The organism is Paenibacillus sp. FSL H3-0333, assembly GCF_038002805.1.
Classification (GTDB): Bacteria; Bacillota; Bacilli; order Paenibacillales; family Paenibacillaceae; genus Paenibacillus_AQ; species Paenibacillus_AQ silagei.
In genome coordinates, this window is the sequence record NZ_JBBODG010000001.1 from 3,472,463 (window position 1) to 3,495,028 (window position 22,566).

The 22,566-nt window shown below is 55.1% G+C and carries 20 protein-coding genes; all 20 read left to right on the forward strand.

Annotation, left to right across the window (positions count from 1 at the left end; translation table 11 throughout):
• Nucleotides 1-71: 71 nt before the first annotated feature.
• The 20 genes from MHH78_RS15205 to MHH78_RS15300 all read left to right on the forward strand — a co-directional run bounded on the left by MHH78_RS15205 (nucleotide 72) and on the right by MHH78_RS15300 (nucleotide 22,542).
• Nucleotides 72-338 (forward strand): hypothetical protein, encoded by a 267-nt coding sequence (locus tag MHH78_RS15205; protein ID WP_036700963.1) that lies wholly within the window; start codon nucleotides 72-74, stop codon nucleotides 336-338.
• 25 nt (nucleotides 339-363) lie between these two features.
• Nucleotides 364-1,161 carry a DUF1906 domain-containing protein gene (locus MHH78_RS15210; protein WP_341167879.1) on the forward strand — a complete coding sequence of 266 codons (798 nt, stop codon included), beginning with the start codon at nucleotides 364-366 and terminating at the stop codon, nucleotides 1,159-1,161.
• Between the two features lie 159 nt (nucleotides 1,162-1,320).
• Nucleotides 1,321-5,394, forward strand: a complete 4,074-nt coding sequence (locus MHH78_RS15215; RefSeq protein WP_341167880.1) for an HNH endonuclease — start codon at nucleotides 1,321-1,323, stop codon at nucleotides 5,392-5,394.
• A gap of 80 nt (nucleotides 5,395-5,474) precedes the next feature.
• A complete protein-coding gene (locus MHH78_RS15220; RefSeq protein ID WP_076086847.1) occupies nucleotides 5,475-5,771 on the forward strand; it encodes a hypothetical protein in 297 nt (98 codons plus the stop codon).
• Nucleotides 5,772-6,070: 299 nt separating this feature from the next.
• Complete coding sequence (locus MHH78_RS15225) at nucleotides 6,071-8,521, forward strand: ATP-binding protein (protein ID WP_341167881.1); 2,451 nt, start codon at nucleotides 6,071-6,073, stop codon at nucleotides 8,519-8,521.
• A 2-nt stretch (nucleotides 8,522-8,523) separates the two neighbouring features.
• Nucleotides 8,524-9,096 carry a DUF4255 domain-containing protein gene (locus MHH78_RS15230; protein WP_341167882.1) on the forward strand — a complete coding sequence of 191 codons (573 nt, stop codon included), beginning with the start codon at nucleotides 8,524-8,526 and terminating at the stop codon, nucleotides 9,094-9,096.
• A gap of 215 nt (nucleotides 9,097-9,311) precedes the next feature.
• Nucleotides 9,312-10,850, forward strand: coding sequence for a phage tail sheath family protein (locus tag MHH78_RS15235; protein ID WP_341167883.1), 1,539 nt, complete (start codon nucleotides 9,312-9,314; stop codon nucleotides 10,848-10,850).
• A 23-nt stretch (nucleotides 10,851-10,873) separates the two neighbouring features.
• Complete coding sequence (locus MHH78_RS15240) at nucleotides 10,874-11,317, forward strand: phage tail protein (RefSeq protein WP_019910188.1); 444 nt, start codon at nucleotides 10,874-10,876, stop codon at nucleotides 11,315-11,317.
• Nucleotides 11,318-11,462: 145 nt separating this feature from the next.
• Entirely contained in the window at nucleotides 11,463-11,831 is a 369-nt protein-coding gene (locus MHH78_RS15245) for a hypothetical protein (RefSeq protein ID WP_036701224.1), read from the forward strand.
• On the forward strand, nucleotides 11,828-12,013 hold the full coding sequence (locus tag MHH78_RS15250; protein WP_076083189.1) for a DUF6760 family protein: 186 nt from the start codon (nucleotides 11,828-11,830) through the stop codon (nucleotides 12,011-12,013). Before MHH78_RS15245 ends, MHH78_RS15250 begins: the two co-directional genes overlap by 4 nt.
• A gap of 11 nt (nucleotides 12,014-12,024) precedes the next feature.
• Nucleotides 12,025-12,501 (forward strand): phage tail protein, encoded by a 477-nt coding sequence (locus MHH78_RS15255; RefSeq protein WP_036733355.1) that lies wholly within the window; start codon nucleotides 12,025-12,027, stop codon nucleotides 12,499-12,501.
• Nucleotides 12,501-14,054: a hypothetical protein gene (locus MHH78_RS15260; RefSeq protein WP_341167884.1), complete on the forward strand. Its 1,554-nt coding sequence runs from the start codon at nucleotides 12,501-12,503 to the stop codon at nucleotides 14,052-14,054. The genes MHH78_RS15255 and MHH78_RS15260 overlap by 1 nt, the downstream gene beginning before the upstream one ends.
• Nucleotides 14,054-14,665, forward strand: coding sequence for a CIS tube protein (locus MHH78_RS15265; RefSeq protein ID WP_036733360.1), 612 nt, complete (start codon nucleotides 14,054-14,056; stop codon nucleotides 14,663-14,665). Before MHH78_RS15260 ends, MHH78_RS15265 begins: the two co-directional genes overlap by 1 nt.
• A 12-nt stretch (nucleotides 14,666-14,677) precedes the next feature.
• Complete coding sequence (locus MHH78_RS15270) at nucleotides 14,678-15,721, forward strand: phage late control D family protein (protein ID WP_341167885.1); 1,044 nt, start codon at nucleotides 14,678-14,680, stop codon at nucleotides 15,719-15,721.
• Nucleotides 15,718-16,437, forward strand: coding sequence for a phage baseplate assembly protein V (locus MHH78_RS15275; protein ID WP_076083198.1), 720 nt, complete (start codon nucleotides 15,718-15,720; stop codon nucleotides 16,435-16,437). The genes MHH78_RS15270 and MHH78_RS15275 overlap by 4 nt, the downstream gene beginning before the upstream one ends.
• Before the next feature lie 16 nt (nucleotides 16,438-16,453).
• Complete coding sequence (locus tag MHH78_RS15280; RefSeq protein ID WP_076083201.1) at nucleotides 16,454-16,849, forward strand: PAAR domain-containing protein; 396 nt, start codon at nucleotides 16,454-16,456, stop codon at nucleotides 16,847-16,849.
• Between the two features lie 3 nt (nucleotides 16,850-16,852).
• Complete coding sequence (locus tag MHH78_RS15285) at nucleotides 16,853-17,248, forward strand: GPW/gp25 family protein (protein ID WP_036733369.1); 396 nt, start codon at nucleotides 16,853-16,855, stop codon at nucleotides 17,246-17,248.
• Entirely contained in the window at nucleotides 17,248-20,901 is a 3,654-nt protein-coding gene (locus MHH78_RS15290) for a putative baseplate assembly protein (RefSeq protein ID WP_341167886.1), read from the forward strand. Before MHH78_RS15285 ends, MHH78_RS15290 begins: the two co-directional genes overlap by 1 nt.
• Before the next feature lie 22 nt (nucleotides 20,902-20,923).
• The gene (locus MHH78_RS15295; protein WP_340951953.1) at nucleotides 20,924-21,796 is read left to right on the forward strand and encodes a hypothetical protein; all 873 of its coding nucleotides are present in this window, start codon (nucleotides 20,924-20,926) and stop codon (nucleotides 21,794-21,796) included.
• Nucleotides 21,793-22,542 carry a phage tail protein gene (locus MHH78_RS15300; RefSeq protein WP_341167887.1) on the forward strand — a complete coding sequence of 250 codons (750 nt, stop codon included), beginning with the start codon at nucleotides 21,793-21,795 and terminating at the stop codon, nucleotides 22,540-22,542. The genes MHH78_RS15295 and MHH78_RS15300 overlap by 4 nt, the downstream gene beginning before the upstream one ends.
• Nucleotides 22,543-22,566 lie beyond the last annotated feature (24 nt).

The following is a 22,566-nucleotide window of genomic DNA, read 5'->3' on the forward strand; positions in this document are numbered from 1 at the left end:
CGGGTCAGTGGTTGCAGCTTGGGGCTATTCATTAACGGGAGATCAGCCAGCTCCATTAGCGGGGGTACGATATGCCAGACGACATGAATGAAATCCTTCAACGGTTGACCCGGGTAGAGACCAAGCTTGACATCATGAACAGTGCAAGGGATATTGCGCTTGAGGCCATGCAGAGCAGCAAATCGGCGCATTTACGGATGGATGAGATGCGGGATGAGCTGTCCAGATTGAAGCTCAGGCAAGGGGAGAATCAGCGCTGGCTGGTGGGCACGATCATTAGCAGCGTGGGGATGTGTATTGCCGCAGCGGGACTTTTGATGAAAATATTAATCGGGTAGCAGACAGGAAGAAGGAGATGGGGGAATGGCCAAAGGCTTTGATTGCGCAGCACCGCTAACACGTACACTGGCTAAGAAATTCAAGGAGGATGGTTACGAATTCGTATGCCGTTACCTCGTGCCCTCCGGCTGGAAAAGGTTAACCCAGGCGGAGGCGGTTGCCATCAGCGCTTCGGGGCTGCAAATTGTCTCTGTGTATGAAACGACCGCCAGCCGTGCGCTGGGAGGCCGTGCAGCCGGTCTGACAGACGGGGCGATTGCCGCACAGACGGCCCTTGCGGTTGGACAACCTGCCGGGAGCCGGATCTACTTCGCCGTTGATTTCGATGCCTCTGCAAAACAGATGGATACGGTGATAGAGTATATTACGGCAGCAGGAGAAGCCGCCCGGAATTACCAGTCGGGTGTCTACGGGAGCGTGACCGTTATTGAAGCTGCAATGGCCGCTAAGGCCTGCACCGGCTTTTGGCAGACGTATGCCTGGAGTAAAGGCCGAAAAGCGGAGGGTATCCACATTTATCAATACGACAACGGCCCCAAGGGATTGGGTCAGCCGGTTCACGGGGTGAATGTGGACCTCAACCAGTCCAGCGGAGAGGCGGGCTGGTGGAGCACACAGTCTGCTGCGGTTCCTGCACCAGGCAATGTAAACGGGGAGGGAAAAGACTATATGATGAAGAAAGAGGATGCGGGCAAGATCATTGCTTTTCTTCAAGCGGCTTATATGGCTGCAGGTAATGCAGAGTCTGGAAAAGAATTTCACCGTCTGGCGAATGAGCTGCGCAAAGCCTCGGGCCAAGCGGCAGACCCGAACAATCGGTAATCCGCAGCAAGGGATACAGGCTGCCTTAGGGCGGCCTTTTTGACGTATTAATATACATAATTAATTGAAAAAATGGATTTATTTATAACTCCGGCTGTAAAAAGCGCTATGGATTTTACTTTATCTATAGGATCGATTTTTTACAGAGGGGGGAATCCATTGCAGACCCAAGCAACCGTAAGTAAGGAGAAAGATAAAGCATCCGGCGGCCATAAACCTTACAGCAATCCGCAGGTATTCATTCGTCCGGCAGCCGCGAAACAACCGGACCCGGTAGAGATTATCCGGCGTGTCCGCCAGAATCCGGCTTCCTTAAGCCGTGAAGACAAGCTGGCGCTCCAGCGCACACTCGGCAACCGGGCCGTGGTTCAATTGTTATCGAGCCTGAAGGAGGATGGGAAGAAGAAAGAGCAGGCAGATCATGGAACCCAGGCGGCTGGACCAAGTAAGAGCGCGGCCGCAGAAGCCCAGATGGAAGAGCATACGGATTCACCGGAAGCGGTGCAAGCAGAAGCAGAGCAAGCCAGCGCTCCGGCTGAAGCCAAGATGCAGAGCAAGGAGGAGCCCGAGGGCCAGGCAGCAAGCGCTGCTGCGTCTGTCACACAAACTAAGCCTGCTAGTGGGGGCAGTTCTTCAGGTCCCGTAGCCGTCAAAAAGACACCAGCGCCTGCCCGGGCAAAGGGGAGGGCTGAGGCCGCTGCAGAGGGGCAAGCTGAAGCGGCAGAACGAGAGGACGACGCTCGGTCTGCAGAAGAAGCCGGCGAAGAGCCGTCTGCGGAGCCGTTGAATCCCGGGAAGGCGGAGGAGTCCGCAGCAGCCCAGGGAGAGGAGGCGCCGGAGCCAGCCAAGAAGTCCGCCGCCTCCAAAGGAGCAGATGCACCGAAGAAAGCCGCCAAGGAGCCATCGCTTGGAGCAGCACTCGGTGCGTTAGCGGGAGATGGGAAGGAGAAGCCGGCGAAGGGCAAGACGGTGAAGATCAGCGGTGAAGATCCGGGGCAGATTCTGGATCAGCTGACACAGGTTCAGCCCACAGAGCTGGGGGATGCCTATGCCCAGGCGGTGAATGTATCCTCCGGTGCCTTCACGAAGCAGACGCAGAAGACCAAGCAAGGGCTGCCTGCTGTTCCGGTACCGACCGGCTTGAAAGGGAAGCCCTTGCAGGCCCGGAAGAAACCGGCAGCGCTGAAGCACACTGTGAAGGAAGGCTTCAAAAGCGAGCGTACCGGCGCGGCTGTTAGTGCAGGCAAGCTGGATAAAATGAACATTAGTTCATCCGGTTCCGGGGGCAATCCGGAGGCGATGTTAAGCGAGATCCGCTCCGCAGCCGCCCAGCCGCCGGGAATCAGCATGACCGGGGAGGCAGATCCCTCCCAGCTGGAGGGTTTTCATCAGGAGGCCTCCCAGCAGGTGAGCACAGCCAAGCAGGCGGAGATGGGCCAGATCAAGCAGCCGTTCGGGGAGAATGAGATCTATCCCGAGCCGGATGGCACCGTGGTGAAGGCTGCTGCAGGGCTGAAAGGCGGGCAGGCACCCGGGGCCAAAAAACTGCCTGCGCTGGCACTGCCTGCAGATATGACTGCCGGACTGAACCGTAGTCTGGCTCCAGAGATGAAGAAGCAGCTTGGTACCAAGCAGGCGGAATATAAGAAGGAACAAGCCAAATTCGACAGTAAAGTGCTGAGCTCCAAAGCTGACAGCCAGGCGCAAATCCGGCAGGCCGAGACCGAGGCGAAGAACAAGCAGATCAGCCAGCAGACTGGAGCCAAAGCAGAAGTCACCCAATTGCAGGGCGAGTGGAAAAAGGAGCTGGATGCTGCCGAGACGGACTATACCAAACAGGCCGGGTCAGCCGCCCAGCAGAAGAAGCAGGAGATCAACAGCGTCCGCACAGACAAAGAGCGGGAAGCTCAGAAGAAGCAGTCTGAAGCGGAGCGGGAAGCGACGCAGGCCTACAGTAAAGCTAAGAAGGAAGCAGACGGCAAGCATGAACAGGAGAAGGCCAAGGAAGAGAAGAAGGGCGGCTTCCTCGGCTGGGTGAAGGATAAGCTGGAAGCTGTCGTCGAAGTCGTTAAGAAAGCAGTCAACTTCATTTTTGAGGGTCTCCGCAAAGCAGTTAAGTTTATTTTTGACAAAGCGAAGCAGGCTGTGCTGGGCATCATTGAACTGGGCCGCAAGCTGATTACAACCCTGATCAAGGGACTGGGTGTGCTGCTTAAAAAGCTGGTGTCCGTTGTATTTGCTAAGTTCCCCGGCATTGCGGCCAAGATATGCAGCAAGATTGACGGAGTTGTCAATAAGGCCATTAAAGCGGTCAACCAGCTGGCCCAGAAGCTCAAGACCAAGGTCACTCAGGTGATGGACTTCCTGGCTGCTAAAGTGGATCAGGCGCTGGCAGCAGTGCAGAACTTCTATTCCAAGCTGATCTCAACGCTCGGCAATCTGCTGATTGCAACTTTCCTGGATGTGCTCGTCCGTATAGGAGCGCTCGGGAAGGCAGCGAAGCGTTCATTCAGCCATCTGGAAGGGAAGATGTGGGAGTATCTGCTCGGAGTAGATATCTCCAAGCCAATGGGGGCTGGAGCAGCAGAAGGCGGAGCTGCAGAACAGGCAGAGGGCGCGGGTCCGGCAGCGGATGAGAAGTTGACCGCTGAAGATATTGAGATGGAATCGGTGGAGCAGGGTGAAATGGACCCGGCGCTGATACAGGAAGCCAATCTCAAGGACGGGGAAACGAAGGAGATGTCCGGCAGCCGTGACCCGGCAACAATGGACAGCATTATGGCGGAATTCGACACCGGAGCAGCCAAGCAGAGCCTTGGCGGCAAAATCGCAGACGGTGCGAAGCTGCGCGCAGGCAATGCGAAAATGTTGTTTGACCAAATTAAATCATTTGTAATAAAATGGATGAAGGCCCATGGATTACAGCTGCTTGCAGGCATAGCTGGAGTATTAGTTGTTGTGGGTGCTGCTTTTGCCATCAGTGGCGGTGCCATTACTGTTCTTATTCCCCCTATTATTAATATTATCACTGTTGCGATGCAGGCTCAGGCAATTGTTTCTATTGCGCAAGCCTTAGCGCAAGCCGCCGGCTACATCGGCACCTACCTGAGCCAGGGCTGGCAGAAGATGATCGAACCTGCCGCGATTGCGCTCGCTACTGCACTGGCGATGGGACTGGTTGAGCTGGCGATGGCGGGTGGCTTCAAAGCTGTCGGAGCCAACCTCAAGAAAGCCGGACAAGCTGTCAAGAAGGGCGTCGGAGCGGCAGCCAGCGGGGTGAAGAACGTTGTAGGCGCAGGAGCCAAAGGCATCAAGAGCCTGCTGAAATCCGGAGCCAAGCTGGCCTCCAGGAGCGGCAGCATGATTATACGTAATGGTAAAGTCGTGATCAAGAGCCTGCAAAAAGGGCTTATGAAGGGGGCCAAAAATCTCCGGGGCCTGCTGGACCGGATTCTGCAAAAGTTCAAGTTCAAGAAGTTTAAGCTGGTGCGCAAGGGTAAGCATATCCGTCTGTATGGCGAGGTTAATCCTTGGGTGTTGCTGATTGACGGGACTATGCAGGACATAGAGGAGCAGGATTTCAATCAAAAGTTCCTGAAATTAAAGCAAGAGGGTAAGAAGCCGGTTAAGCTTAGTGATGCGGAATATAGCAAACTCAGTAAGCTAGAAGATACAGAGCTAAAAAAAATCTCTATGAATGCAGATGGGGATAAAGATAAGATTGATTTTGATAGCTTTGAGGACCCGAGTGATGTTATTAACCAAAGGGCGAAGAAAGCAGGACTTGATTTATCACCGAAGTCTAGCCCTTATAAGCAATTGGGATATAGGACAAAGAAAAAATTCAATAAAAAGGTTGATAATAGAACGATAACTAAAGAAGAGTGGAAAAGACTTCAATGGAATAAAAGACTCGATTCAAGAAGGGATGAAGGGGTGCAAAAATTCTGGGATCAGGAAAGAGCAAGAATTAGGAATGGTGAGCAAACAACTCGTGAATGGTCGCAAGAACAAATAAATGATATTTTAAATGATAAAGCACCCACTTTTAATGGGAAAACTATTACAGGACATCATGCTTATTCAGTCTCTAAGAATCCCCATCTAGCAGACAAAGGAGAGATTATATATCCGGCAACGTTTAAAGAACATTTAAAACGTTGGCATGGAAATTCATATCGTAAGAGTTTACCTGGTAAACCAATGAATCCGCAATTCCCAGAGGAATTTTAGAATAAAATATATATTTGAGGTGAGGTATTTTGTCCACATATTCTTTATTACTGGATTCAAATATAAGCGGTAAATTGTTAATGACAACAAAAAAACATGTGAATTTATCCCTTCATGAAATTAAATTTAACAGCATGAATCATATACCGATAATGATTGTAAATCGTAGAAACAAAGAGGAACTGGAGTTAATGAAAAATTTAGTCCAGGTATTATCAACACATCAATCAAAATTTAGGATTCTTAAACAAACTGAAGACGGGGTAGAAGAGTTACCACTTGAAATGTTCATGAATAGCTTTGAACTATCACGCCAAATTGCACAAGAGAGAGAACGATTGGATGCAATATTGCTAAAAGAGGACGATGAAGTTTAATAATATAATCTTTTTGTGGTAATGTTTTTAAGTGTATATTAATAACGTGAAGGGGCTACCAAGTGCCGAATGACCCCATCATTTTTTCAACCGTTAAATCAATCAGGTCAATTATGGTCAGATACTACCATGATTGACCTGTTTTTTGTTATCTTCATTTTCTTGGCTTTTTTAATATAACTGAAAAATCCAAGCTGATAAAAAAACTAACCATTTCCCCCTCCCCCCAGTTGTAATCCCCCACCCAAAACTTACTTTATATATGAACAAGAAAATATAGAGTGAGGACAGAACTGCCGATGAAATTCAAAAAATGGGCTAGAAGCTATCGAAAGGAAACAGCGGAGGCTTCTGATGATGTGGAACGGGTGGAAGCTACCGAGCTTGGCACAGGAGCTGCTTATGTTGCTGCTCTTGCTTCCGCTCATGAACCAGCAGTTCCTGAAGCAAATTCCGAAGCAGCAGCTCCCCGAGAGGAGAGCGGCGAACCCGCTCCGCCCTACAGCTCGAACCAAGAGCATCTCGCAGAAGAGCTGCAACTGCTGGAGCTCCGACTCAAGCTCAGGTACCTTGAAGGACCGCAGCCGCACGCAGAGCTGGAGCTTGTGGACGAGGAGATCCGCAGTTTGCTGGATGTCCAGCCGGAAGATGAGCGTTACATCAATCTCTTAACAGCGGAAATAGCTCATCTGGAACGGAAGATCGCTGCCAGACTGAGGACTAATTTCCACCCATCAGCAGGTCAGTCACCCAGTCCAGCTCTCCGCCTTACGTGCACAGAAATGGCTTCTGCACTTAGCCTGCCGGGGCTGGAGGTAACCAGTCCCGCTCCCAGGCTCATGTTCCCGGAGGTGGCTTCAGCACTTAACCTGTCGGGGCTGGAGGTAAGCATCCTGGTCGCTTGTCTGGCGCCTGAGCTGGACGGCAAGTATGGACGAATCTATGCCTACCTGCAGAATGATATGTCGGACAAACGCCCTTCGGTGGGTTGGGTCCTGGATGTATTCGCCGGGGCAGAGGAGGAGCGGCAGGCGGCCCGTCTGCTGTTCGATGCGAATGCGCCGCTGATGAAGCTGCTGCTGGAGCGAAGAGGGGAGTACGGCGACAGCCGCATTCCGCTAATCGCCCGGCCGCTGAAGCTGGAGGATTGGGCGGTGAATCTGCTGCTCGGCTATGAGGTGCTGGATGAGCGCCTGACGAAGGCAGCGAATCTTAGCACGGTGCCCCTTCCGCAGCAGTCCCGTTTCCCTGCTGAGCTGGAGCAGAAGCTGCTGCGGTTCGTGAAGCATTACAGCAGCAGCGGGGCCGGCAGCTCCGGTAGCTCTGGCAGCGTGCTATACGTTAGCGGGCCGGATGAGGCCGTGAAGCTCGGAGGTATCCGCGAGGTTTGCGGAACCCTGGGACTCTCTGTGCTGGTTGCCGATCTGGAGAAGCTGCTGCGCCCTGAGGCTGATTTCAGCGAAATGCTGAGGCTGCTTGGACGGCATGCGCTGCTGATGAAGACGGCCCTCTGCTTCACCGGCTTCGACAGCCTGGTGACAGAGGATGACCGCTACAGCCTGCAGATCCGGCTCCTTATGGAGATGCTGGCAGCCTGCGCACCGCTGACATTCATCCTTGGAGAAGCGCAGTGGGGGATCAGCTTCACCGGAATTCCGCTGAATTTCATGCAGATGGACTTGCCCTTTCCGGATGCGGCGGCCCGCAAGGCCGCTTGGACTGCCTTCGGCCAGGAGTATAAGCTGTCTCCGCAGATGGAACTGGATGAAGTCAGCGGCAGCTTCCGCTTCACGGCAAGCCAGATCCGGGCCGCACTGAACGGCGGTGAGAACATCGCCGTCTGGAACGGCTCCAGGGAGAGGGGGATCAGCACGAAGGATCTATACCAAGCCTGTTACTTCCAGTCCAGCCGCAGAATCCAGGCACTGGCCTCGAAAGTCCAAGCCATGTATACCTGGGATATGCTGGTGCTTCCCGAAGAGCAGCTGAATCAGCTGAAGGAAATCTGCCGTCAGGTGAAATACCGTGCGCTCGTCTATGGGGAGTGGGGCTTTGCGGGACGGCTGTCGCTCGGAAGAGGGCTGAACATCCTGTTCTCGGGGCCGCCGGGCTCCGGGAAGACAATGGCCGCTGAGGTGATTGCGACTGAGCTGAGTCTGGAAATCTACAAGATCGATGTCTCGCAGATTGTGAGCAAGTATATCGGGGAGACCGAGAAGAATCTGTCGCGGATTTTTGATGAGGCGGAGACCTCGAACGCCATTCTCTTCTTCGATGAAGCGGATGCCTTGTTCGGCAAGCGCTCTGAGGTCAAGGATGCGCATGACCGGTATGCGAATGTGGAGATCAGCTACCTGCTGCAGAAGATGGAGGAGTACACGGGAATTGTGATTCTGGCGACCAACCTGAATCAGAATCTGGACGATGCTTTTGCCCGCAGGCTGCATTTCAAGCTGGAATTCCCGTTCCCGGAGGAGCAGCAGCGCGGCCGGATCTGGCAGGGAATGTTCCCGGCGGGAGCGCCGCTTGATGCCGGCCTGGATTACGATTTCATGGCGGAGAAGTTCATTCTGGCTGGAGGCAACATCAAGAACATTGCCTTGAATGCAGCCTTTTATGCGGCTCATGAGGGCTGTTCGATCGGGATGAAACAGATCATGCTGGCGGCCAAGCGGGAGTATCTGAAGCTGGGCAGAACCTTTTTGCAATCGGATTATGCGCCCTATCACACACTGATCGAGGTGAAATAAGCATGGCCGTGGATACAGGTACGGTAATAAGAGATGTCAGCACCAGCCTGAAGGCGCTACTGAAGGCGCATGTGCCTGAGCTGAACGATGACAGCTTCATCAGCTTCGGCTCTCCGAGTGACATTGACAGCTCAACGATGAAGCTCTCAATGTGTTTGTATTATCTGAGCCATAGCCCAAGTATGCGCAACAGTGAGAAGGAAGCGACCGGCGGCAAGAATGAGTTCATGTATCCGCCGGCTTATCTGGATTTGTACTATCTGCTCACACCTTATGCCAAGGACAGGGAGACTGAGCAGCTGATCCTGGGCCGGATCTTTCAGCTGTTCCATGAGCATCCGGTGCTTAGCGGCAGCGATCTGCGGGGGAACCTGGCCGAATGCGGCAATGAGAAAATCCGGATCTCCTATAACAATCTGACGATTCAGGATATCAAGCAGCTGTGGGAAGTGTTCCCCGGGAAGCCGGCTAAGGTGAGCCTGTCCTATCTGGTGTCGCCGGTACGGCTGCCTGCGGATAAGACGATCCTGATCCCGCGGGTTGAGGTGAAAGAGCTGGGCGTTCATCCCCTGTAGTCAGGCTGGCAGAGACTGCTTCTGTGAAGGGAGTGATTCATGGAGGGAATGACATGCAAGGCACCCGTACAAGCGGATATTCCGCAGACAAAGGCAGCTGTGCCTAACCGGATTGTGTAAGCTGACCAACCTTAAGTTTATGCTTCCTTAGCCAGTTTTGCCGAAGGTTTCTCTCAGAAGCAGAAGCTAATTAAACTTTTTTAGGAGGGTAAGAGATGGCAAATTATTTATCGCCAGGCGTGTATGTGGAGGAAGTCTCAAGCGGGGTCAAGCCGATTGCCGGTGTGGGCACCTCTGTCGGGGCCTTCGTCGGAATAGCAGAAAAAGGGGTCATCGGCAAAGCGGTACTGGTCACCAACTGGAGCCAGTTCGTCAATGAGTTCGGCCAGTTTATCCCCAATGGCTATCTGGCTTATGCCGTGTATAACTTTTTTGCGGAAGGAGGCACCTCCTGCTATGTAGTGAGAGCCGCATCCACCGACATCCGGCCGGCTTCGCTTGCGGTTCGCGATACCGATAATCTGGATTTGTTCAAGGTAGTTGCACGTTCGGAAGGGGAGTGGGGCAACCGCATTTCGGTCAAGATCGGTCCGTCCTCCAACAAGCAGCAATTCGGCTTCAAAATGATTGTGCAGTATTTGCTGGACAGTGATTTCAATAATGAATACAGCGGAGAAGACGAAGAGGGCAAAATCGTCGAAATCTTCGACAACATGCTGCTGATCAATTTTGAAGAAAAGGTGAATCAGGTATCCGCCTTCGTCAGTGTGAAGCCGCTGGTGGACCTGACCATTCTGGAGAATATGGAGAAAACGCCGGCGTTCAATGAAACAGCCCTGTCCCTCAGCGGCGGTGTGAACGGGATGTCCCCGATTGATTTCCTGGGGGATGCGGTCAAGCGGGCCGGTATCCACGCGTTCGATACGATTGACGGCATCAACATTGTAGCAGCTCCAGACCTTGCAGATATGGCGTACAGCCGGGGCACCATCCTGGATATGCTGAACTACTGCAAGCTGAGAAAAGACTGCATCTTCATTGTAGATCCTCCGCATGGCTTAAGCCCGCTGGAGGTCAAGGATTTCAAGGAGGGGGCGGGCGATTATTCGGGCAATTCATTCAATACGTCCTACGGCGCCCTGTACTATCCTTGGGTCTATATCAACGATCCGCTGACCGGGAAGCAGAAGCTTGTGCCGCCGTCCGGGGCGATTGCAGGAACTTATGCCTATGTCGATGCTGTACGCGGTGTCCACAAAGCACCGGCCGGCACCACCGACGGCTATCTGGATTCTGTAGTCGGGATTGAGAAGATCATTACCAAGGCGGAGCAGGAGCTGCTGAATCCCGGCGGCATCAACGTGATCCGCTCCTTGCCGGAAGGCATCTGTGTCTGGGGAGCCAGAACGCTGTCCGCCGATTCGGAATGGAGTTACGTCAACGTCCGGCGGCTGATGATGTACATTGAAGAATCGCTGGATGAGGGCAGCCAGTGGGTCGTGTTTGAACCGAATGATCCAAGCCTCTGGGGCAAGGTCAAACGCAATCTTACGGCCTTCCTGACCCGGGTATGGAGAGACGGTGCGCTCTACGGAACCACGCAGGAAGAGGCCTTCTTCGTCAAAGTGGACGAGGAGAACAACCCGCCTGCCGTGCGGGATGCCGGCCAGCTGATTATCGAAGTGGGTGTAGCCCCGGTCAAACCGGCTGAATTCGTAGTCATCCGGGTCAGCCAGAAGACCTTATCCAAATAAGAGATTGAGAGGAGATTTATCCTATGGCAACCGGCAAAAGATTAGACCCTTACCGCAATTACCGCTTCCGCGTTGTAATTGACGGCATTCAGACCGCAGCCTTCGCAGACGCAACGATACCGGATACATCCACAGAGGCTGTGGACTACCGGGAGGGCATCGATGCCCCGCATGCACGCAAGCTGTCGGGCTTGACCAAATTCGGGAATATCACTTTGAAAAAAGGTCTGACCGACTCCCTGGAGCTCTACAACTGGCGCAAGTCGATTGAGGATAAAGGCGCGCTGAAGAACCGCAAGAGCTTGTCGATCATCCTGGTGGATGAAGAAGGCAATGACAAGGCGCAGTGGGATATCCTCGAAGCCTGGCCGATCAAGTATGATGTCAGCGCCCTTAGCGCCAAAGGCAACGAGGTCTCTGTCGAGTCGATGGAGCTGGTGCATGAAGGGGTACGCAGAGTGAAATAGCTTCCCGCCCTTCGTCATCGTCACTGTGGATGTGATGCGATACGCCAAAACATAAGCTGGACGGTATGGACATCATATTCATGGCTGGGATGCCGGAAGGAAGCGAAGACATGAGGATGGTCTAGAGGAGGAAGTGAGGGAGATCATGGAACTATTACAAACTGAATTCAGCTTCACCCTGCCCAAAGGGTACGTGGATGAAGCGGGCACGCTGCATAAGCAGGGGACCATGCGTCTGGCTACCGCAGCCGATGAGATTACACCGCTACGGGATTCCAGGGTTCAGCAGAACCCTGCGTATCTGACAGTCATTCTGCTCTCCAGAGTGGTCACCGGACTGGGCGGGCTGGGCATGATTACACCGAGAGTCATCGAAGAATTGTATACCTCGGATTTCGCTTATCTGCAGGATCTGTATAACCGGATTAACCAGAACGGAAGTAATGCGGTTCATGCGCAGTGCCCCAAATGCGAGCAGCGCTTCGAGCTTGAACTGGAACCGCCGGGGGAATAGTCGGCTACCCCCTTGACCGCCTCTACGAGGAGGTAGCCTTTCTGACCTACTATCTGCACTGGGACTATACGGCGGTGCTGAACCTGGAGCACGCTGAACGGGACCGCTGGTGCAGTGAAGTCAGCCGGATCAACCAGAAGCTGAGTGGCGGGGAAGAGAAGAAGAACTTCTTTGAGGCTTAGGAGAGGATAACATGAAGGCAAATATGCTAAATATCGGCGCGAAAAGTAGCTGGGTGCCCGGGTACCGGGAAGATCCCTTTCTTGCTTATAACTTCATCGTGGAAATTGACGGGATATCCGTGGCCGGATTCTCTGAGGTCTCAGGCCTTAGCGTGGAGACACAGGTGGAGCGCAAAACCTTCGGCGGCGAGAATCATAAGGAATTTGTGTTCCTGGGACCGACCAAATACTCGGATCTGACGCTGAAAAACGGGGTTACGAATGATGAATATCTGTGGAACTGGTATCAAAATGTGGTCAATGGGGTCATCCGGCGACGCAGCGGGTCCATCTGTCTCTTGGATCATTCCGGCACGCCCAAGGTGTGGTGGAACTTCATCGAAGCCTGCCCCATCAAATGGGAAGGGCCGGCGTTCAACGCCAGCAGCAGCGCGGTAGCCGTCGAGAGCCTGGTTCTGACTCACAACGGGCTGTACAGGTACCGGTAATGAGCCGGAGCATTCGGAGCGCGGCGGCTCCTGCGAATCAGAAGCAGACCGAGTTCATTCAGTCGATTCTGGCAAAATACGGCTTGACCCGTTGGCGGAGCAAGCTGAATAGCCTAATCCTGCGGTACAATCCGCTATATGCTGCGGAACCGGAGACATTGCAGCGTACGGACCTGGTGACCAACCATATCCATCAGACATTCTATTATCCGGTAGTACCAGAGAAGGTACAGCCGGGACCGGCAAGCCGCATCCTGTTGGTGACTCAAAGCGGCATCAGGCCTGGACTAAGCGCTCCATCTGTTTCTCCTGGTCAAGCTGAGAATCTGCGGAGCGGGCTTCATTCAGCAGCCGGACGATTTGATTCGGTACAGGTGCTGCAAGAGAGAGTCTGGCAGCATAGAAGCAATCAACATCAGGTAACAACGGAGTATCACATACAAAATACAGCACTTCATCCGGCTGAACCTGTAGCTGCTCATCCAGCCGGAGCAAGACAGGTGCAAGTCTCTGCGCCGTCCGGGTCGTCTGTTCTGAAGCCGCAGCCTTTAGGCGTTACAGCCGAAAGAAGCGGTGGAGACCGGCAAAACAGAGGCGAACTGCTGGCTTCATCTGTCCTTCCAGGGCAGCAGGACAGGGTGACAGGTAGACCGGCACATACAGTCCATCACCAGCAGCAGCTGGTGCAGGTGATGCAGCTGCTGCGGACTTATGGCGTTAAGCAAGAAAGGGAGACCGGAGCGGAAGCGCAGCCCTTGTGGCAGAAGTCTGGGCATTCTGTACGGGCAAAATCATTGAAGCATGAACGGGAGACCGTCCCAGGCTCAGTCGGGACCGCTGTGGAAGCACAGCTTAAGACTCCCACCCTCAGCTTCAAGCCCGATAATCTGCTGCTTCCGCATTCCAGCGTAAATACCAGTCTTCAGCTCGGCTTAGGTCAGCAGCTGACGGCAACGCTTGAACAGCTGGAGAGCAGGCAGGAGCTTCTGAGCCCGCTGCTCGCAGCCGTTAGTACGGTTCATCAGAGGCAGCCGATGAAGTCATTGCAGCTGGCGCAGCCTCAGATCCTGCTGCCGCTTGGGGACGAGTCAGGTGCACCAGCTGCGGCCAGGCGGGCGGCTTCCGCGCGAATGGCCGCAGCCGGAGGCCGGTCAGCTCCAAGAGGGCCTGGGCCTGCGGCTCCGGTGGAGGCTGACCTGATCTACGCTGCGGACCGGACAGAGCTTCCGTCCGCCCCGCAGCGAAGGTCGCCGGGCAGCCAGCTTCTGAAGGCTGGCCCTGCTTATGAACCGGACCTTCAGCCTTCCGCCAGCCATAGCCGCCTGGTGCTGCGGAAGCCTGAAGCGCCCCGCGCGGCTCTGCCGGAGCCCATGCAGCAGCAGCTGGAGCGTGTGCTGCAGGAACAGGCGGCCCAGGCTCCGGCGCAGACCTTCACCAAGGCCGTTCCGCCGCCGGCCATGAATGCAGCAGAGCTGAATCAGCTGGCTGAGCGGGTATATCAGGTGCTGGAGAAGAGAATGGCAATACGCAAGGATCGGAGGGGGCTAAGATAATGGCGGAGAAAGCGAAGATCATTCCTCTGGATTTGCCCGTGGGTGCCATTGAGGTGATGTTTAACCCCAATGAGTACACCGTTTCTTTTGAAGGCAAATATACCGGGGAGAAGAACAATAAGCAGTTCCAGATCACAGAGACACCGGAGTTCAAGGTCTCCTTGTTCTACGATACCTATGAGCAGCGCAAGGATGTCCGCAAGAAAACCCGGCAGCTGACCTCGCTGCTTGATCCCAAGGTCAGCGGCAAAAGCACGAAAAAACCGCCGGTCTGCATGTTCGTCTGGGGCGGCTTCACCTACCGCGGCCTGCTGAGCAAGATTGAGCAGAAGTTCACCATGTTCATGGATAACGGCACGCCTGTCCGCTCGCTGCTGGATGTGACCTTCATCACGGATGAGCCGGACAAGTCGGTGGAGGACAGCCAGGGCCTGAATGCCTGCCGGAAGCTGTGGGTGGTCAAAAGCGGGGACCGGCTCGATCTCATTGCGAATGAGGCGCTGAAGGAGCCGCTGGCCTGGCGCAGAATTGCCGAGCTGAACAGGATCGTCAATCCGGTTGGCTTTCCTGGCAAAAACGATATCGGGAGAACTCTGGTTATCCCGGATTAAGGCGGGGATTGCATGGGCACCAGTGTAGCGAATTACAAAATTGAGCTGAACGGAAGCAAGCTGTCCGCTGAACTGACAGCGGCGGTGGAAGGCGTCACGCTGGAGGATGAGCTTAATCTGCCGGCGGTATTTTCCATCCAGATGAATATGGTGAATGCCGGAAGCGGCATGTGGCGGGGAACGGATCTGACGAGCCTTAAGCCGGGCGACCAGCTGAAGCTCTCCCTTGGACTCGACCAGCCGGAGCCGATGATCAGCGGGGAGATTACCTCGCTGGATCTGAACTTCGCGGAGCATTCGGTGCTGGATATCCGCGGATATGATCTGCTGCACAGGCTGCGTATGGGGACGAGGAGCAAGGCTTTTCTGAAGAAGAAGGATAGTGACATTGCTGCGGAAATCGCCAAGGAGCATGGACTGACCCCTGTGGTCGAGGATACCGGAACGGTGTATCCCTACCTCTTCCAGAATAATCAGAGCAACTACGAATTTCTGTTGGAGCGGGCAGCCCTGCTCGATTATGAGCTGTTCGCGGCAGACAAGAAGCTGCATTTCGTCAAGTCGCGGTCTGTGAAGGCCCCGGTGCTGCCGGAGATGAGCTTCAAGAAGGATTTTGAACGGCTGAATCTGGAACTTAGGGCTCTTACCCGGGGTAGTAAAGTGACGCTTAAGGGCTGGGATGTGAAGGAGAAGAAGGAGCTTGAGGCCATCGCTAAGAGCGGGGAAGAGACGACCAGAATGGGCGGGAAGGAAGGCGGCTTCTCGATCAGCACCGCAGCGGTCGGGGAATCACCGATTGTCATTATGGCCGAGAATCTGCTGGATATGAACGAAGCCAAGGTGCTGGCTGCCGCCGCTTACAACAGCCGTCTGCGCGAATTCATTGCCGGGGAAGGCATGTGCTGGGGGAACCCGAAGCTCCGGGCGGGGCAGACTGTGAAGCTGATGGGTTTGGGCGAGCGCTTCAGCGGCATTTATTACATTGTTGCTACAGTTCACAAGATCGACAGCAAGGGCTATATCACGACGTTCAAGGTGAAGAGGACTGGCCTATGAGTGAAGGACCCGGAATTAGCAATTTTATGGACAGCATCATGAATGAGGGACGGATCTTCGGTGTAATGGTGGGGATTGTCATCAATAATGACTCGGCGAACCATGCGGATAAGCCTGGGCCCGGACGGGTGAAGGTGAAGATCCCGCTGATGGGGATGCCGGAATCCAACTGGGCGCGAATGGCGTCCTGGATGGCCGGGAAGGAGCGGGGAGCCTTTTGCCTGCCGGAGGTGGAGGATGAGGTGCTGGTAGCCTTTGAGAACGGGGATGTCAACCGCCCTTATATCATTGGCTCCTTGTGGAATGGACAAGACCTGCCGCCGGAGACCAACAAGGACGGCAAGAATAATATCCGCCTGTTCAAATCCCGCAGCGGGCATGTTCTGCAGTTCGCCGACACCAAGGGGGAAGAGAGCATCACGCTTACCTCCGCCAAGGGCCACGTAATCAAGCTGGATGACAAGGGCGGCGCGGAGCAGATCCGGATTAGCGACAAATCAGGCAAGAACCGGATCATCCTGGATACCAAGGCTAACAAGGTATCGGTATCCGCCGGTGCGGATATTGAAATCTCGGCGGGAGGTAAGCTGTCCCTGTCCGCCAAATCCATTGAAATGAAATCATCGGCGGGTACCGCTATCGAAGCTTCGGCGGGAATGGAGGTCAAAGCCGCCGCCAGTATGACGATCAAAGGGGCTACGGTCAACATCAATTAGAGAGGGGGCTTCATTCATGGGACAGCCTGCAGCGAAAAAAGGCGACCGGATTCTGGCGACGGATACACATATCGTGATGCTTCCAGCCGGATCGGCTCTCGTTCCGACACCCTTGCCCCATCCCTTCACGGGAATCCTGGACGGTGCGCTGAGCACGAATGTCAAGATTATGGGGCAGCCGGCAGCCACCATGGATTCTACGGCCACGAATACGCCGGCCCATGTTCCGCAGGGAGGCCCGTTTCAGAAGCCTCCAACCAATAAGGGGACCATCAGCGCCGGAAGCACAACGGTATTTATCAACGGGAAAAAGGCTGCCAGAAACGGTGATCCGGCGCTGACCTGCAATGATCCGGCCGACCTACCGGCAGGGAAAGTGTCTGCTACGGGAACGGTCTTAATAGGAGGCTGAGAGATGGAAGTTGTAGATTTTTTGGGACGGGGCTGGACGTATCCGCTCGCTGTCCAGCGGGGCAGTCTCCGATCCTCCGGTGGAGAAGACTCCATCCGGGAATCGATCATTCTGATTCTGTCAACGGCCCGCGGCGAGCGGGTCATGCGGCCGGATTTCGGCTGCAGACTGAATGAGCTGGTGTTCTCGCCCAATACCATGAGCACCGCAACCTTGCTGCGAAGCTTCATTGAAGAAGCCTTGCAGAACTGGGAGCCGCGCATTGAAGTGGACGACATTACGGTCACCCCGCGCTCAGACCGCTCCGAGCTTGAGGTGTCCATTGACTATTCGATCAGGGCCAGCAACAGCAAATATAATCTGGTCTATCCATTCTTCCTTGAAAGCGTGGGGAAATAATGCCAAAGCAAATACCTATTATTGATAATCGGGATCAGGAACACCTGGTTCCCGAGCTACGACGTTTAATCTACCAATACTGCAGCCGGGAATGGACGGATGTGCCGGAGCTTGAGGCAGACAAGAAGGAAGATGCGCTGGTCCATATCTTCACCGGGATGATGGGCAAAGTGATCAGCCGGCTGAATCAGGCGCCTGCGAAGAACTTCACCTCCTTCCTGAATCTGATCGGCATTCATCCTACTCCGCCCCGTGCTGCCAAAGTTCCGCTGCTCTTCCGGCTGAAGCCGGATTCGGGCAGCTATAACACGGTTCCGGCCGGAACCCGGGTATCCGCCCAGCCGGAGCAGGGGGCGGAGGTGGTTTTTGAGACAGACAAGGATCTGACCGTCATTATGGCACAGCCGGTCCGGGCGGCGAGTCTCGATCCGGAGGAGGACCAGTGGAGCAATCAGGATGATCTGGTTGCCGGGGGACCTGCCGGCAGACCTGCCCGGCTGTTCAGGGGCGATTCGACAGTAGTCCACAGATTGTATCTGGGGCATACAGAGCTGTTAGGATTCCAGGAAGCGGGCAGCAGCTTATCGGTCTATTTCAACAAGCCTGATGCAGCTGCGCTGAGCAAGGCCGCGCCGGGGCAGGACAGAACCGGGGATCTGCTGAACCATATCGACTGGTTCTGTTTCGATGAAGAAGGGAATTCTGTGCAGCTGTATCCTTCCTCTATAGCCGAAGCGGAAGAGGAAGAGAATGCTCTGTGGAGGGCAGTGGTCCGGTTCGACCGGCTGACTGGCGTGCATACGAAGACGCTGGCGGGGTACGGATCGTCAGGGACGCTACGGGAATGGCCGGGCAAATGGATCTTCGCCGAGCTGAAGAAGCCTATAACCGCCGGAGTGCTAATGCCAGATATCGAAGATATCCGCCTGGAGCTTAACGTGGTTAGTCCGCAGCCGCTACCGCCGGATGTGACGGTGAATAACGGAAACCTGCTGGATATGGGCAAGGATTATTATCCGCTGGGGGACAAGCCCAGAATCAACGATACGTTCTATATCGCCTGCGGGGAGGCCTTCTCGAAGCCGGGTGCCCGGATTACGCTGAGGGTGGAGCTGTCGGAGCCGGAGATCAGCAAGCAGCCGGACACACCGTATGTGAGACTCGGCTGGGAATATTGGAACGGGCAGGAATGGCTTGCGATCACCGGTCTTGAGGAGAGAACGGACGAAGGCGGTGCAGCTTATGGCGGTGCTGCCCTCCGTGCGGTGAGCAGCCTTACTGCCAGCGGAACGCTGAGCTTCGTCTGTCCGGGTATCCAGAAGCTGACGCTGGGCGGTGAAGAGCAGTACTGGGTCCGGGCCCGCATCACCGGCGGGAATTACGGCGAGGATGCAAAATACGAATATCAGGATGAAGAGGTCAAGCTTGGGGAGGGAAGCATCAATGTAGCCAAGCTCAAGGTGACCCAGGCGACTTACGCGCCGCCCTCCATCCGTAAGCTCAGTATTGCCTACAGCTACACGCTGGAGGCGCACCCGCAGACCGTACTCACAGAGAATAACTTCAGCTTCGCCGACAGGTCGGCGGCCTGCCGGAACGAAGGCGAGTATTTCAAGCCCTTCTATCCGTGCGCTGAGACGGAGCCGACCTTCTATCTGGGCTTTGACCGTGATATCAGCGATCTGCCCGTGTCCCTCTTCTTCCCGCTAACCGGTGAACAGCTGGGACGTCCGGTGGTTGCGTGGGAGTATTGGGACGGCAGAAGATGGCTGACACTCAGCGTGAATGATGAGATTAGAGGCTTCACCCGCAGGGAGATTCTACAGTTTGCCGTGCCGGGAGATATTGCGAAGCGGCCGCTGTTCGGTACGGAGCAGTACTGGATACGTGCCCGGCTGGATGAAGGCCGGTTCGAGATTGTCCCGCAGGTGGATGCCATTCTCGCTAACGCGGTCTGGGCCCGCAATTCCAATACCGTTGCAGGAGAGCTTCTGGGCTCCAGCAATGGTGAGGAGAATCAGATCGTTCAGTTGTCCAAAATACCCGTGCTGCCCGGTCAGCTTCTCAAGGTCCGGGAAGCCACCGGTCAGGGGGCATGGATACCGTGGGAGGAAGTAGATACATTCTCCGTATCCTCTTCAGATTCAAGGCACTATATGCTGGACAGAAGCACCGGAATGATCATGTTCGGGGATGGACGGAGCGGAATGATTCCGCCTATGGGCACTGACAACATCCTATGTGACTACAAGCATGGCGGCGGGGCGTCCGGGAATGTTGCCGCAGGCTCGGTATCGCGCATATGGGACAGCTACAGCTGGCTGGATTCCGTAACGAATCCGGTGGCAGCGGACGGCGGCTTTGATCAGGAGGAAGCAGAGAAGGCCGAGCTTCGCGGGCCGCATACGCTGAAGAGCTGGAACAGGGGCGTAACCGCTGAGGACATGGAATGGCTGGTGCGTGAAGCGATGCCCCAGATTGCCAAGGTGAAATGTCTCAGTGCTATGAACCGGGAGCTGGAATTCACCCCGGGTAGGGCTACCCTGATCGTGGTACCGGAGACAGACGATCCGAGGCCGGTGCCGAGCCAGGAATTGCGCGGTGAGATTGAAGCCTATCTGTGCGAACGGATCTCGGCCCCCCTGAACACCGCCGAGCCGGGGATTGAGGTCATTGGCCCGGACTATGTCCGCACGGCTGTGGAAGCAACCGTAGTATTTACCTCTCCAGACCAGCGGAAGGTAGCAGAGGGCAGGATCATCGATAACCTGAAGCAGTTCTTTCATCCGCTTAAGGGCGCAGACGGGAACACGGGCTGGGAGCTGGGACAGAACCTGTATGTCTCCGAGGTCTATGCCGTGATTAAGCAGACGCCGGGAGTTGACTATGTATCGGATGTGCTCGTCAAGGCTTCCGTGCAATGCTTCACGCTGAAGCTGGAGCCGCTTGAGAACGGGCCGTATAAGCCCCAGGCCGCCTATCCGAAATACAGCCTGGTCCGCTCTGAGGACAACGCGCTTCAATTTGCCCTTGCCGAGCCGGTGGAGGCCGGGGATGAAGTGAAATCGCTGGTGATCAGAGGATTCAAGGAGAACGGAATCATCAGGCTCCGCTACAGATCCCGGAAGCCGGTGGAGCTAATTGTTCTCTCCATTGACGGTGATATGCTCGAATGCCAGACCCTTGACGAAGAACCGCTTGCCGAGAGCTATCCTGAGGGCAGCGATCTGGAATTTGAACTCACGGATGATCTGACGGTCCGGACGTATATCCTCAATAGGCTGGATTCGGGGTCGGTAACCTTTGTGGTGAAGACCGCCGTATTCGAGGAGAAGGATATCGTCTTCCTGAGCCGGACGGATGAATACATCAACACTACACCGCTCAAGATCCGCACCATCGGCAGCGGCAATATTCATCTGGAAGAGGATGAGCTGATCTGCGGCGGGCTGCATCTGGTGAACAAGCCGGAGGAGCATCCTTTTCCGTATCTTATGGATAAGCGTGCAGACCTGATTCATGATCTGACCGCAACCACGGCAGCGTGCGGGCTGGAGGATATCCGCATGGAAGAGCGGAGGTATCTGATGGGGCTGTCCGGCATACCGGATACCGTGGCACGGTGTCCGTATTGTAATGCCTTGGAGCCGTAACTACAGAAAGGAGGAAGAACCTATGCCGCTTCCAGTATTGAAGCTCGATGATCTTGGCTTTGACCAGCTTGTGGCTGACGCCACTGCGCTGATTCCGCTCTACGATCCGGAATGGACGAACTATAATCCCTCCGATCCCGGGATTACGCTGGTGGAGCTGTTCGCCTATTTCACGGAGATGGTCCTCTACAGGCTTGACCAGGTGACCGATGAGAGCAAGCAGCAATTCCTCAAGCTGCTGGGTATCACCCTGGAGGACGGAGAGGCATTGGCCAGCGGAATATCCCGCGGAGCGAAGCAGTTCTCCGAATGTTATAGGGCTGTGACGGCAGAAGATTACCAGCTGCTGGCGAGGCAGAGCCTGCTGGATATCCCGGGGATTCGGAGTACGTATCCCGACCTTGCGGTCCGAACGCTCTGTCTGATTAATACGGATATGGAGAACGGCACCGGGCGGAATAAAGAAGCCTTCGGGCATGTGTCGGTGGTTCTGGTGCTCCAGACTGCGAATCAGCAGGATCTGCGCAGAGACATGACGGAGATCAAGCAGCAGGTTAAGGCCTTCCTGGAGAAGAGCAAGCTGCTGACGACCCGTGTCCATGTCGTGGAGCCTGATTACCGGGACGTTGTGATCGAAATGACGGTTGCCGCCGGGAATCAGAGCATCGGGAGTATCGTGAACGATAGTATTGTACAGTTCCTGGACCCGGTTAACGGGGGAGAGCACGGACAGGGCTGGCTTCCTGGGAGGAAGCTGTACGCCTCGGATCTGTATCATCTGGTAGAGGGAATCGCCGGTATTGATCATGTCACCAGCGTGACTCTGGACTCGCCCGACCTGCTGCCATTCCAGTTATTTAAGCTGAAGGACCTAAAGATTGAGGTGGAAGCATGAGCAAGACAGACGGGTACAGTTATGTGGAGTATCTCCCCCGGGTGTTCCAGCAGAAATCGGGGGAGTCCGATGAACAGTTTTTTCTGGGACGGTTCCTGAAGGCCTTCGAAGCCATGCTCTCCGGCAATACGGGGACGGCCGGCGCGGAATCTGTGGGAATGGAGGCCTTGCTGGACGGATTGCATCAATACTTCGATCCGCAGACGGCTCCCTCACAGTTTCTGCCCTGGCTTGCAGGCTGGGTGGGCCTCCAGTTGGCCGAAGGCGTAGAGTATGACGGTGAGGAGGATAACCTGGAGCGCACGCTTGCCCCTACGCAGATTCTTCCGCTTGCGGACACACGCAGCACCGTTAACCGCAAGCTGATCAGCAGCATCGTCCAGCTCTACAAGAAACGCGGAACCCTGGGCGGTCTGGCCGAATATTTGCAGGTTCACGCCGGTGAAGAGGCGGCCATCCGTATCTATAGCTACGAGGAGCCTGTCCGTCTCGGTAATGCCCGGCGTATAGGCATCAATACGATGGTTGGGGCGGCCGAGCCGAGCTACTTCTCCGTCCATATCATCCTCCCGGCGTACAGCCGGAGCCTGCTGCAGCAGAAGGTGCGGAATCTGCAGGAGGTGATCCGGAAGGAGCGGCCCTTTTACACCAATTCCAGCTTGAATATTGAAGTCCCGTCTATGCGTCTGGGGGTCTATGGGCGTGTGGGGATGGAGACCTTAGTCGGGGGTATGACAGAGCAATAGAGATTATAGACCGGGAGGCAAGCG

Excerpts from the sequence above, each read along its gene's own strand:
- MHH78_RS15240 (WP_019910188.1), top strand. The coding sequence starts at position 10,874 with ATGGCAACCGGCAAAAGATTAGACCCTTACCGCAATTACCGCTTCCGC.
- MHH78_RS15260 (WP_341167884.1), top strand. The coding sequence starts at position 12,501 with ATGAGCCGGAGCATTCGGAGCGCGGCGGCTCCTGCGAATCAGAAGCAG.
- MHH78_RS15285 (WP_036733369.1), top strand. The coding sequence starts at position 16,853 with ATGGAAGTTGTAGATTTTTTGGGACGGGGCTGGACGTATCCGCTCGCT.
- MHH78_RS15235 (WP_341167883.1), top strand. The coding sequence starts at position 9,312 with ATGGCAAATTATTTATCGCCAGGCGTGTATGTGGAGGAAGTCTCAAGC.
- MHH78_RS15270 (WP_341167885.1), top strand. The coding sequence starts at position 14,678 with ATGGGCACCAGTGTAGCGAATTACAAAATTGAGCTGAACGGAAGCAAG.
- MHH78_RS15205 (WP_036700963.1), top strand. The coding sequence starts at position 72 with ATGCCAGACGACATGAATGAAATCCTTCAACGGTTGACCCGGGTAGAG.
- MHH78_RS15220 (WP_076086847.1), top strand. The coding sequence starts at position 5,475 with ATGACAACAAAAAAACATGTGAATTTATCCCTTCATGAAATTAAATTT.
- MHH78_RS15265 (WP_036733360.1), top strand. The coding sequence starts at position 14,054 with ATGGCGGAGAAAGCGAAGATCATTCCTCTGGATTTGCCCGTGGGTGCC.
- MHH78_RS15290 (WP_341167886.1), top strand. The coding sequence starts at position 17,248 with ATGCCAAAGCAAATACCTATTATTGATAATCGGGATCAGGAACACCTG.
- MHH78_RS15210 (WP_341167879.1), top strand. The coding sequence starts at position 364 with ATGGCCAAAGGCTTTGATTGCGCAGCACCGCTAACACGTACACTGGCT.
- MHH78_RS15280 (WP_076083201.1), top strand. The coding sequence starts at position 16,454 with ATGGGACAGCCTGCAGCGAAAAAAGGCGACCGGATTCTGGCGACGGAT.
- MHH78_RS15295 (WP_340951953.1), top strand. The coding sequence starts at position 20,924 with ATGCCGCTTCCAGTATTGAAGCTCGATGATCTTGGCTTTGACCAGCTT.
- MHH78_RS15230 (WP_341167882.1), top strand. The coding sequence starts at position 8,524 with ATGGCCGTGGATACAGGTACGGTAATAAGAGATGTCAGCACCAGCCTG.
- MHH78_RS15300 (WP_341167887.1), top strand. The coding sequence starts at position 21,793 with ATGAGCAAGACAGACGGGTACAGTTATGTGGAGTATCTCCCCCGGGTG.
- MHH78_RS15225 (WP_341167881.1), top strand. The coding sequence starts at position 6,071 with ATGAAATTCAAAAAATGGGCTAGAAGCTATCGAAAGGAAACAGCGGAG.
- MHH78_RS15255 (WP_036733355.1), top strand. The coding sequence starts at position 12,025 with ATGAAGGCAAATATGCTAAATATCGGCGCGAAAAGTAGCTGGGTGCCC.
- MHH78_RS15275 (WP_076083198.1), top strand. The coding sequence starts at position 15,718 with ATGAGTGAAGGACCCGGAATTAGCAATTTTATGGACAGCATCATGAAT.
- MHH78_RS15245 (WP_036701224.1), top strand. The coding sequence starts at position 11,463 with ATGGAACTATTACAAACTGAATTCAGCTTCACCCTGCCCAAAGGGTAC.